This is a genomic window from Roseovarius gahaiensis (genome assembly GCF_011601345.1).
In the GTDB taxonomy this organism is placed as follows: Bacteria; Pseudomonadota; Alphaproteobacteria; order Rhodobacterales; family Rhodobacteraceae; genus Roseovarius; species Roseovarius gahaiensis.
In genome coordinates, this window is sequence record NZ_JAAORB010000062.1 from 1 (window position 1) to 10,703 (window position 10,703).

The 10,703-nt window shown below is 61.7% G+C and carries 12 protein-coding genes; 7 read left to right on the top strand and 5 right to left on the bottom strand.

Annotated elements, in window-relative coordinates:
* The first annotated feature begins 124 nt into the window (after window positions 1–124).
* Window positions 125–2,317, top strand: a complete 2,193-nt coding sequence (selD, locus tag HAT86_RS16185) for a selenide, water dikinase SelD (protein ID WP_167200301.1) — start codon at window positions 125–127, stop codon at window positions 2,315–2,317.
* Here the strand turns inward: selD and mnmH are convergent.
* Complete coding sequence (gene mnmH, locus HAT86_RS16190; protein ID WP_167200304.1) at window positions 2,314–3,375, bottom strand: tRNA 2-selenouridine(34) synthase MnmH; 1,062 nt, start codon at window positions 3,373–3,375, stop codon at window positions 2,314–2,316. The two genes, selD and mnmH, sit on opposite strands and share 4 nt — an antisense overlap.
* 131 nt (window positions 3,376–3,506) lie before the next feature.
* Between mnmH and HAT86_RS16195 the strand changes: the two genes are divergently transcribed.
* Entirely contained in the window at window positions 3,507–4,136 is a 630-nt protein-coding gene (locus HAT86_RS16195) for a uracil-DNA glycosylase family protein (protein ID WP_167200307.1), read from the top strand.
* A gap of 40 nt (window positions 4,137–4,176) precedes the next feature.
* On the opposite strand, the gene HAT86_RS16200 is transcribed toward HAT86_RS16195, so the two are convergent.
* A complete protein-coding gene (locus HAT86_RS16200) occupies window positions 4,177–4,845 on the bottom strand; it encodes an ArsR/SmtB family transcription factor (RefSeq protein ID WP_167200310.1) in 669 nt (222 codons plus the stop codon).
* An 84-nt stretch (window positions 4,846–4,929) separates the two neighbouring features.
* Here HAT86_RS16200 and HAT86_RS16205 point away from each other — a divergent pair, with 84 nt between their 5' ends.
* The 3 genes from HAT86_RS16205 (at window position 4,930) to HAT86_RS16215 (ending at window position 7,697) form a co-directional block, all read left to right on the top strand.
* Window positions 4,930–5,781: a sterol desaturase family protein gene (locus tag HAT86_RS16205; protein WP_167200313.1), complete on the top strand. Its 852-nt coding sequence runs from the start codon at window positions 4,930–4,932 to the stop codon at window positions 5,779–5,781.
* The gene (locus tag HAT86_RS16210; protein ID WP_167200316.1) at window positions 5,778–6,131 is read left to right on the top strand and encodes a DsrE/DsrF/TusD sulfur relay family protein; all 354 of its coding nucleotides are present in this window, start codon (window positions 5,778–5,780) and stop codon (window positions 6,129–6,131) included. The genes HAT86_RS16205 and HAT86_RS16210 overlap by 4 nt, the downstream gene beginning before the upstream one ends.
* A 498-nt stretch (window positions 6,132–6,629) precedes the next feature.
* Window positions 6,630–7,697 (top strand): fatty acid desaturase, encoded by a 1,068-nt coding sequence (locus HAT86_RS16215; protein WP_167200328.1) that lies wholly within the window; start codon window positions 6,630–6,632, stop codon window positions 7,695–7,697.
* Between the two features lie 62 nt (window positions 7,698–7,759).
* Here the strand turns inward: HAT86_RS16215 and HAT86_RS16220 are convergent, their stop codons facing one another.
* Together HAT86_RS16220 and HAT86_RS16225 are read right to left on the bottom strand one after the other, a co-directional pair.
* Window positions 7,760–7,918 carry an entericidin gene (locus tag HAT86_RS16220; RefSeq protein WP_231125950.1) on the bottom strand — a complete coding sequence of 53 codons (159 nt, stop codon included), beginning with the start codon at window positions 7,916–7,918 and terminating at the stop codon, window positions 7,760–7,762.
* 235 nt (window positions 7,919–8,153) lie between these two features.
* The gene (locus HAT86_RS16225) at window positions 8,154–8,885 is read right to left on the bottom strand and encodes a Crp/Fnr family transcriptional regulator (protein WP_167200319.1); all 732 of its coding nucleotides are present in this window, start codon (window positions 8,883–8,885) and stop codon (window positions 8,154–8,156) included.
* Window positions 8,886–9,059: 174 nt separating this feature from the next.
* On the opposite strand from HAT86_RS16225, the gene HAT86_RS16230 reads away from it, so the two are divergent.
* Complete coding sequence (locus tag HAT86_RS16230; protein ID WP_167200334.1) at window positions 9,060–9,293, top strand: hypothetical protein; 234 nt, start codon at window positions 9,060–9,062, stop codon at window positions 9,291–9,293.
* Window positions 9,294–9,313: 20 nt separating this feature from the next.
* Here the strand turns inward: HAT86_RS16230 and HAT86_RS16235 are convergent, their stop codons facing one another.
* On the bottom strand, window positions 9,314–9,538 hold the full coding sequence (locus HAT86_RS16235; RefSeq protein ID WP_331272575.1) for a DUF3309 family protein: 225 nt from the start codon (window positions 9,536–9,538) through the stop codon (window positions 9,314–9,316).
* Between the two features lie 358 nt (window positions 9,539–9,896).
* Between HAT86_RS16235 and HAT86_RS16240 the strand changes: the two genes are divergently transcribed.
* Complete coding sequence (locus HAT86_RS16240; protein WP_167200325.1) at window positions 9,897–10,418, top strand: hypothetical protein; 522 nt, start codon at window positions 9,897–9,899, stop codon at window positions 10,416–10,418.
* Window positions 10,419–10,703 lie beyond the last annotated feature (285 nt).

The following is a 10,703-nucleotide window of genomic DNA, read 5'->3' on the forward strand; positions in this document are numbered from 1 at the left end:
GACGTCATCCGGCAGTACCTGGAATTACATTCCTCCAAGTGATGCCTCCGGCGTCAGCCGGTGGTCCTTCACTTTCGGGTGGGTGTGGCTGGTTCCTGCCGGGTGGGCAGGCTAAGACACGCCTATGGATAATCGGATTCCCCTGACGCAAGACGTTGTTTTCATTGGTGGCGGCCATGCCCATGCGTTGGTTTTGCGGCGGTGGGGCATGGCGCCCGTGCCCGGTGCGCGGCTGACCTTGATCGACCCGAACCCGCGTGCGCCCTATACCGGCATGCTGCCGGGATATGTGGCCGGGCATTACGACCGTGACGCGCTGGATATTGACCTTGTGCGCCTTGCGCGCTTTGCCGGGGCACGTCTGGTGCAGGGGCGCGCAGTGGCGCTGGACCGTGGCGCGCAGCGCGTCACCGTCGAAGGGCGTGGCGATATTGCTTATGACCTTTTGTCGATCGATATCGGCATCACCTCGGCCATGGACGAGCTGCCGGGCTTTGCCAAGCATGGGATAGGGGCCAAGCCGCTTGGGCCCTATGCCGCCCGTTGGCGCTGTTTTGTCGAGGATGCCGCGCAAGGCCGTGTCGCCCCGCAGGTGGCGGTGATCGGCGCCGGTGTGGCCGGGGTGGAACTGGCGTTGGCCATGCATCACCGGCTGGCGCAGGTTGCGCAGGATGTTCAGGTCACTGTGCTGGAGGCCTCGGATGCGTTGCAAGGCATTGCCAAGGGCACCCGCAAGGCGCTGTTTCGGGCCATGCGTGATGCGGGCATTACGCTGCGCGAGCGGGCCGCGATTGCCGAAGTCACGGCAGAAGGCGTGACACTGGAAACCGACGAGGCCATTGCAGCCGGGCTGGTGGTTGGCGCAGCCGGGGCGCGGCCATGGGGGTGGTTGAATGACACCGATCTGCCGTTAGAAAAGGGGTTTATCAAGGTGGATCAGGCCCTGCGCGTGGCTGATGACGCAGCAGTGTTCGCGGCGGGCGATTGCGCGCATCTGACCCATGCGCCACGCCCCAAGGCCGGGGTCTATGCGGTGCGGGCCGCGCCAGTGCTTTATGACAATCTGCGCGCGGCGCTGACAGGTGCAAGCACGCGCGCCTTTCGTCCGCAGGGTGATTTCCTGAAACTCGTATCGTTGGGGGCCAAGCAGGCCGTGGCCGACAAGGGCGGTTTTGGTCTGCATCTTCCGGGGCTTTGGCGTTGGAAGGACCGTATTGATCAGGCCTTTATGCAGCAGTTTCGCGATTTTCCAGCCATGCCTGCGCCCAAGCTGCCCGATGGTGCCGCGCATGGCGTGCGCGCTGAACTGTCGGATCATCCGGTGATCTGTGGCGGCTGTGGGGCCAAGGTGGGGCCGGGGGCCTTGGGTGATCTGCTGGACAGTCTGCCGCAATTAAACCGGCCTGACGTGATCAGCCTACCGGGCGACGATGCCGGTGTGTTGGACATCGCCGGGCAGCGACAGGTGATCAGCACCGACCATTTGCGCGCCTTCACCCTTGATCCGTGGCGCATGGCCCGGATCGCGGCCATTCACGCCTTGGGCGATGTCTGGGCCATGGGGGCCACCCCGCAGGCAGCTTTGGTGAATATCGTTCTGCCGCGCATGTCAGAACGGTTGCAGCGCCGGACCATGGGCGAAATCATGCAGGCGGCAGGCGACGTCATGGCCGAGGCCGGGGCCGCTATAATTGGCGGTCATACCACCCAAGGGGCCGAAATGACGCTTGGGTTTACCGTGACGGGCCTGTGTGAAAACGCGCCGATTGGATTGGCAGGGGCCCGGCCCGGCGACGCGCTGATCCTGACCAAGCCCATCGGCACCGGCGTTATTCTGGCCGCCGAGATGGCGGGCCGCGCCGATGGCGATACGGTCATGGGTGCGTTGCGGTCGATGGATCGCCCGCTTGCGGCGGACGCACGGGCCTTGGCGGGTGCGCATGCGATGACCGATGTCACGGGCTTTGGCTTGGCTGGTCATCTACTGGCGATCTGCAAGGCCAGCGGCTGCGCGGCGCAGGTCACCTTGGCCGATGTGCCACTGTTGGACGGGGCCAAGGATTTGCTGGACGCGGGCCAGCGCTCATCTTTGCACGCCGCCAACGCCGCCTATGCCGCGCCGATGGTGACAGCGGAACGTGGCGGCGACAGCCCGCATTACGAGGCGCTGTTCGATCCGCAAACCGCCGGGGGGCTTTTGGCCGTGATTGACCCGGCGCAGGCCGGGTCGGTTCTGTCGCGGTTGCAGGCTCAAGGCGTCTGTGCGGTGCAGATTGGCACCGTGGTTGAGGGATCACCGGGGCTGGTTCTGCGCTAGGACGCGGTGGCGTGGCTCAGTGCGGCCTCAAGCGCGGGCAGGGCGGCTTGCAATCCGTCCTCGTCCAATCGGTCTAGGCTCACGCGGGCCTGCGGGACCAGATCGTCGCGCTTGCGGGCACGGGCATAGCCCGGATCGTAATGTTGTTCGATCAGGCTACTGGCCAATCCGGTCAGATCGCCCTGCGCGGCCATGCTGTGCCACGCATCAACCTGTTGGTGGCCGCGCAGCGGGCGCAAAAGATCAAGCTGGCCGGACAACTGCGCGATATCGCCTGCGATATCGGCGTAGGCCTGCGCAAGAAAGCGCGCCCGTTCTTGGTGCGGGGCCGTGACCTCGACCACTGGTGCGTTGCGCATGGCCTGCCACAAAGAGGGCGGAACATTGCGGTCACCGACCTTGCTGGATTCGGCCTCGATCACCACCGGGCGCGTGGGGTCCAGCCGGGCAATGACCTGCGCCAGCCGTCCTTCAAACAGTTTTTGTCCGGGTTGTCCGCCCGGTTGCGCGCCAAGCGCCGAACCACGGTGATTGGCCAGTGCCTCAAGGTCGATCACCTGCCAGCCGCGCGCAGCCAGCAGCGCCAAAAGCCGGGTCTTGGCGGTGCCGGTATTGCCGTCCAGCAGCACCGGGCGCAGCGCCAGCGGGGTGTCGTACAGCAGCCGCGAAACCAAACGCCGGTAGGATTGATAGCCGCCGTCCAGCACCTGAACGCGCCAACCAATCTGCGCCAATATGGTGGCAAACGCGCCAGAGCGCTGTCCGCCGCGCCAGCAATATACCAAAGGCCGCCAGCCGCCGGGTTTATCGGCCAAGGCCCCTTGCAGATGCGCGGCCACGTTGCGGGCTACATAGGCGGCCCCGACCTTGCGGGCCAAAAACCGGTCTTGCTGCACATAGATCGTGCCGACCTCGGCGCGCTCGGCATCGCTGAGCGAGGGCAGGTTGATCGCGCCGGGCAGGTGGTCTTCGGCATATTCGGCAGGCGACCGGGCGTCGATCACCGTATCTGCGGGCAGATCGGCCAGATCGCCAAGGTCTGAGAGGGTCCGTTTCATACCGGTGATCTAGGTGATTTCAGCAGGGGCCGCCATGACTGTTTGCAAATCCGACAGTGACACAGGTTGGCCCCTGCCGTTAAGGTCGGCCGCGACATGATCAACTGACGGCCAGTCACGCAAGGAGTTGGATGAGCACCTTGGCCCCCAAGAATGACTGTGACGACGCCTTTCTTGATCGCATCCGGGCCTGTCGGTTGTGCGCACAGGAGTTTGCACAAACCAAAACTGCGCATGCGCCCCGGCCCGTGCCGTGGTTTCGATCCTCTGCGCGACTGCTGATCGCAGGGCAGGCCCCGGGGGCGCGTGTGCATGCCTCTGGCGTGCCGTTCGATGATCGCTCGGGCGACCGGCTGCGCGATTGGCTGGGCCTAAGCCGAGCGCAGTTTTACGATCAGGACAGGGTGGCGATCGTGCCGATGGCGTTCTGCTTTCCGGGCTACAACGCCAAGGGCAGTGATTTGCCGCCACCGCCCCGCTGCGCCCAGACATGGCGGCAGCAGGTGATGGACCATCTGCCCAATCTGACAACAACCATCGTGATCGGTCGCTATGCCCAGTCGTGGCATCTGGGCGATGCTGCGCGCAAGGCCGGCGTCAGGACGACGGTTGAAAATTGGCGGGCCTACGCGCCGTCTGTGTTTCCCATCCCGCACCCGTCATGGCGCAACAACGCGTTTTTGCGTCAAAACCCGTGGTTTGAGGCCGATCTCTTGCCCGCATTGCAAAACAGAGTGGCCCAAGTGATGGCCGAAGCCTGACCCACTTGAGCGCCGACAGTACGTGAAGCCCGTGGCATAATCAGGTCGATTGGCCGGTGCAAACCCCGCGCCCGTCCTCGCGCCATTCCGGCAGGCCGCCCTGCATGCGCCGCGCGTTAAATCCGTTCTGCCGAAGCCGGGCCACGGCCTGATGGGCGTAGATGCAATAGGGCCCCCGGCAATAGGCGACGACCTCGGCCTTGGGGTCGAGCGTGGGCAAGAGCCGGTCAAGATCGGCCAGTGTCATGTTGCATGCGCCGGGGATGTGACCGGCGGCAAATTCATCTTCTGGGCGGATGTCGAGCAGGGTGACGGCACCCGCGGCCAGCCGCTCGGCAAGATCGGCGCGGGTGATCGGCTCGGGGGCTGTGGCCTCACCGGACAGCCCGTCGAGAATATCGGTAACCTGCGCCAGATTGGCCTCGGCCATCTCGCTCAACAATCCCAAAAGTGCAATGCTGCGACTGTTTTGCAATCGGTAGATCACCGCCTTGCCCGCCCGGCGGCTGGTCACCAGACCAGCGCGGCGCAGCTGTTGCAGGTGTTGCGAGGCGTTGGCGACGGTCAGCCCTGTCTTGCGCGCCAGCACTTCGACCGCGGCCTCGCTCTGCGCCAATTGTTCCAGCAGCATCAGGCGCGCAGGCGCGGCAAGCGCTTGTGCGACAAGGGCATATTCCTTCAAGAGGGCCTGTTTCGGGCTGGTTGACATGGGGCTGGCCTATCTCTAATCATTCAAGTAATTGCTTGAATGATAGCTGCCTTGCGCCGCTGTGCAACCCCGAAAGGCCCGCCCATGTCCGACATGCTTTTGAATGCAGAGGCCGCGATCCGGCTGACGGTTTTTCTGGGCATTCTGATTGCCATGGTGCTGTGGGAACTTTCCGCGCCCCGGCGGCGGCAAGAGATTCCGCGCGTCATTCGCTGGACCAATAACCTTGGTCTTGTGGTGCTGGATACGGTCATTCTGCGGCTGAGCTTTCCGATTCTCGCGGTGGGGCTGGCGGTAATCGGGGCCGAGCGGGGCTGGGGCCTATTTAACACCATCGACGCGCCCCTTTGGTTGGCGATCCTCGTGTCGGTGCTGCTGCTTGATCTGGCGATATACCTGCAACATGTTTTGTTTCATGCGGTGCCGGGGCTATGGCGGCTGCACCGGATGCATCACGCTGATCTGGAATTCGACGCCACCACCGGATTGCGCTTTCATCCTGTCGAGATAGTGATGTCCATGGGGATCAAGCTGGCGGTGGTCGCGGCGCTTGGCCCGCCTGCGGTGGCGGTGCTGATCTTCGAGGTGCTGCTGAACGGCACAGCACTTTTCAACCACGCCAATATCAACCTGCCGCGCCGGGTGGATCGCTGGCTGCGGCTGTTCGTGGTGACGCCCGACATGCACCGGGTGCATCATTCTATTGATCCGCGTGAGACCAATTCCAATTACGGCTTCAACCTGCCTTGGTGGGATCGGCTTTTGGGGACATATGTGGCGCAGCCGGCCAAGGGGCATCTTGGCATGGACATTGGCATCGAACAATTCCGCACGCCGCGCGATTTGTGGCTCGACCGTATGCTGATTCAACCGGTCCGCGGCCCGGCCTCGGGTCATGCGCTGGATGCGGATAACATCAAGGAGACGCGGCAATGAAACACCTGATCTTGCTCAATGATCCGCCCTATGGAACCGAGCGCAGCTTCAATGGGCTGCGCATGGCCCATGCGCTGGCGAAGCATGACGCCGAGGCCGAGATCACCGTGTTCCTGATGGCCGATGCCGCGCTTTGCGCCAAGGCGGGGCAGAAGACGCCCGATGGGTTCTACAATATAGAACGCATGCTGCGCCGGGTTCTGTCGGCGGGTGGGCGTGTTTTGATTTGCGGCACCTGCATGGACGCACGCGGCCTGACCGAGGGCGAGATGATGGACGGGGCGGAACGCTCGACCATGGACGAGCTGGCCCAAGCCACGCTGAGCGCCGACAAGGTGCTGGTGTTCTGAACACCGATCACAACCACGCGGCCTGCGCCGACGATACAAGGCGTCGCCTGCGTGCAGGCCGCATGTCATGGAATTTTCCGCTTGGCCGATAGCGCACGGTTTTTTTGTGCAGAAACTGCTGTGGGTTTGTTTTTCACCGCCAACTTTCTGCGAGACCTGATACTCAGTAAGCGCGAATCAGTTTGCGCGGCCCGGTCGGATGTTGGGCGCGGTCATACCGGATCGCATGCGGCACGTGGTGCCGCGACAGGGCAATAGGTGGTCAGCGGTACTAGGGTAGATCGGCGACGCATCAGGCCGCGATGGCGTATCTTGGCTGAAAAATCACCTGCAGTAGACGCTTTTGTAAGCCATCGACCAGACATACATGACCAGAAGGATAAGGAACCTTCAATGACAGATCAGACAGAACCGCAGCACGAGAGGTCCGCACCGCCCGATCCAAAGGATATGGCGCAGGGTGACGTGCGCCAAGGCGACACCGCCGGGTCGTCGCCTATGCCTGAAGTGGCTGCACCCTCTGGTGCCACGACATGCGCGGACACCACCGATACGGGGCCCAAGGCTACGCCCACCGCATCAGATTGGGCGCGGTTGTTGGTGAAATATCGCCAGCCTGTCCCCTCGCGCAGTATTTTTGAACTGGTCGTCACGCTTGTGCCTTTTGTCGCGATATGGGCGGTGGCGTGGTGGATGCTGTCGATCAGCACGGTGCTGGCTGTGACTTTGGCATTGGCGAATGCGGCTTTCCTTGTGCGCCTGTTCATCATCCAGCACGATTGCGGGCACGGCTCGCTGTTTCGCGACCGGCGCCTGTGCGACTGGATCGGCCGCGGGCTCGGCGTGCTCACCCTCACGCCCTATGACGTCTGGCGCAAAACACACGCGATCCACCATGCCACGACTGGCAACCTTGATCGGCGGGGCATCGGAGATGTCCCGACCCTGACGGTCAGGGAATATCGCGAAAAGGGGTGGCTTGGGCGGGCGCTTTACTGCCTTCTGCGCCATCCTGTTGTCATGTTCGGGGTGGTGCCGTTCTATCTGTTTTTTCTTCAGCACCGATTGCCGGTCTACCTGATGCGGTCAGGCTGGCGGTATTGGCTCAGCGCAATGGCGACCAATGCCGCCATCGGTTTTGTCCTGACGGTGATCGTCTGGCTGGGCGGTTGGGATGTCCTGCTGTTTGTGTTCCTGCCAACGATGCTGCTGGGCGCGATCGCGGGCACTTGGTTCTTCTACGTTCAGCACCAGTTCGAAGAAACCAGCTGGGAGCACGAGGATGACTGGAACATCCAAGAAGCTGCCCTGCAAGGCAGTTCGCATTACGACCTTCCCGGTATCCTGCGCTGGATCACCGGTAATATCGGTGTCCACCACGTGCATCATCTGGCCAGCCGGATCCCGTTCTACCGTCTTGGCGAGGTGGTCAGGGACCACGACCTGCTGGCGCAATCGCGCCGCATAACGTTGTGGGAAAGCTTCCGTTGTGCGCGGCTTCACCTTTGGGATGAACAGCGCGGCAGGCTGCTGACATTCGCCGAGGCGCGGGCGACAGCCTGCTGAACCTGTCACGGGGTCAGCAGGTGGCGCGGCCGACGCCCGCACTGACACGTAGATATTGCGGCTTAGTAGGTCTTGTTGGCCGTGGCGGATTCGGTGATGGCATCTGCGCCAGCCGAGACATCGCGGCCGATACCGGCGGTCGTGCTGCAGCCTTGCAGCAAGAACCCCGCGACGATGGCGAGGGTCAGAAGCGGGGCGATCATGAAACGGGTGGTTTTCATTTTGATATCTCCTTGCAATGGATCAAAGCGGCATCTGCCGCGTGTTCCTTGATCCTTGCTAGACCAGTTTCCACATGCGGGTGCTGACCTGTATCAGCCCACGCGCCCAAGCATTCGAGTAGGGCTATAAAAATCGGCAGCCGCTTGGTGCTGCACGTCGCTGATCACGCCTAATACGACTTTCGTTCCGTCCTGAACCGGACGGAACTGCAAGGTGTCCGGCGGGGGCGGCGCATCAGCGCAGCAGCGGCCCGTCTTGGTCGAGATAGCCCGTGTCAAACCCGGCCATCTTGCGGAGCCGGTCAAAATCGTCAAAGACCACGCGCCCCTTTTGGAACGTGACAAGGCCATCGTCGCGCAGATGTCGCAGCACTCGGTTTACATGCACCGCGCTCAGCCCGAGGGCATCGGCCAGATGATACTGCGTCAGCGGGCAGGCAAAACCGGTCTTGTCCCCAAGCCCCACCAGCATTAGCCGTGCCCCGAGTTCAAGCAGCAGATGCGCCAGACGTTCCTCAGCAGAGCGGCGGCCGATATTGACCAAATGCTCAACCACCATCGCCTCGTCCCGCGATGCCGCCCACAGAACGGCAGTGGCCAGACGCGGGGCATGCGAGAAGGCATCGAAAATATCCGAGGTGAGAACCTCGGAGGCCTCAATATGCGTGGCTGCCTCGATGCTATGATCGGCGGTTCGAAACAGCACGCTGCGCAGCCCCAGAAAATCGCCCGGCACCTGAAAATCCACGATCTGTCGTTCGCCATCGGGCAACACTTTGTAGGATAGGGCCCAGCCTTCGGCGAGGATGAAGGCCGAGGCGTTCGGTTGCCCCTCATGGATCATCTCGTGGCCGGGCAAAAAGGTGCGGCGGCGCCGGTGAAACCGCGCCAGCGTTTCAAGATCAATATCCGACAGGGCCACGAAGGCCGAAAGTTTTCGGGTCAACGGGCTGTTCAGTGGAACCATTCTCGCTTCCATTGCTAAAGTTTCGGCAGGGGCTCAGAGATACGGATAACCGGAAAATGCATGAACGAAACTGCTTTGCATCAGCCCATGCTAACAGAAGACGCTTATGATCGCACGATGTTGCAGGTCACTGCCGACCTGCGTTTCAACCTCGATTTGAAAAGAGAAGCTAATATGCCCCTTCCCAACGACACTTCCGGAACGGCCGCCTTGGCGATTTGCGAGTCGTTGTTGCTTGCCCTGAATGACCACAATATCCTTCCCGAGACAGAGATCGTCGGCATTCTCAAGGATGCTGCCGCCGCGCATGAAAACGCACCGACAGGCGATGAAGACGCGCTGCATGCGGCCGTCGCCACACTGATCAACGGAATTCTGGATGGCGGCAACTCGGTCCGGCGGCCCTAAAGCACGCCTCCGCCCATTGGTCAAAGGCGTCTGGTCAAACCCATAACGACCACAATCACCAAAATAAGCCTGCGCCCGCCGCGTGGACCATAGCCCCAAGTCCGGCTGTGGCCCCAAGCGGAAAGCGCGCTCAGCAATACCAGTACCAGCAGAACGATGAGAATAGGACCAAGCATGGCCCTTTCCTTTTCCAAGTTGTGAAATTGAGGCCCTGCCGCGCGAGGGGGGCGGGGCGGCAGGGCCATCCGGCGACAGCGTCAGCCTTTGAAAAACAAGAGCTTCGCTGTGTCGAATACGATTGGCGAACATCAGTTCGGCGCATCGCCAGCGGCGTGGCACGGTTCAAGGCATGGGGTATTGTCCTGCCGGTCCAAAGCCGTCCGAATTATTCCCCGATCTTAACCGACTGGATCGTGGGTGGGCTGATGTAGGTAAGTGCTGAGGGGACAAATCTCTGCGATAAGAGGGGTACGAACGGGCAAAACGACGCAACGCTCGACAACGTTCACCGTTCACATCACTTCCAAGCAGACCTTTTGCGACGGGCCCAGCCGGGCACCGCAACGGCCTTTGACGATGATGGGACATTTAAGGATATTCAAAATGAAACTTTTGCAGATTACAGCCATTTGCAGCGTGTTCGCGCTTGCCGCCGCTGGCCCGCTGGCCGCGCAGGAAAAGACTCTCTCTGGTGTAGAGGTCAAATCCGCCCTCACTTCCTATGAGGAAGATAATGTTCTCAAGTACTGGCCGAGCCTCGACGAGGACATTGCCACCGCGATCAGCTCGAAGCTCAATATTGAGAAAGATGCCGACGCGCCGCGAATCTCGGTCGAGATCAACAAGGTGTCGATCGATGGTGACACCGCGCTGCCCGATTCGGGCGAGTTCAACACACTCGAAGGCACGGTGACCACGCATGCAGGGCGCAATGAGACCGGGTCCACCACTCGAAATGAAAACGAGGATGGTATCATCGGCAGTTATCCCCTGCGCATGACGGCGATCAGCGGAGAGCATGATCTGTCCGATGACTGGGTGACCGTTGCCCCGTCACAGGAGGATTTTTACAATGCCCTGATTGATGCCTATGCCGCCAGCATTGTTGAGCGCATCGAGGAATAATAACGCCCCGAGACGCCGGTCTGACATATGTTGGACCGGCGTTTTTCAATTCGGGACAGGTTTCCGACTGCCAGATACTCTCACGATCGTGGCGCAACGATCAGGTCGATTGGTCCGCACGGCCTTGTCGCTTCAGATGCGCGGCACCGGCAAATCGGCCGTTCTGGCATCCCTCACGGGCAGGCTGATGCGGAACTTCGGCCTTGGTTGTGAATCGGCATGCAAAAGTGACCCACCTGGGTGGGTTATGATCATCTAAAACTGACCCACCTGCCACGTTAGCAT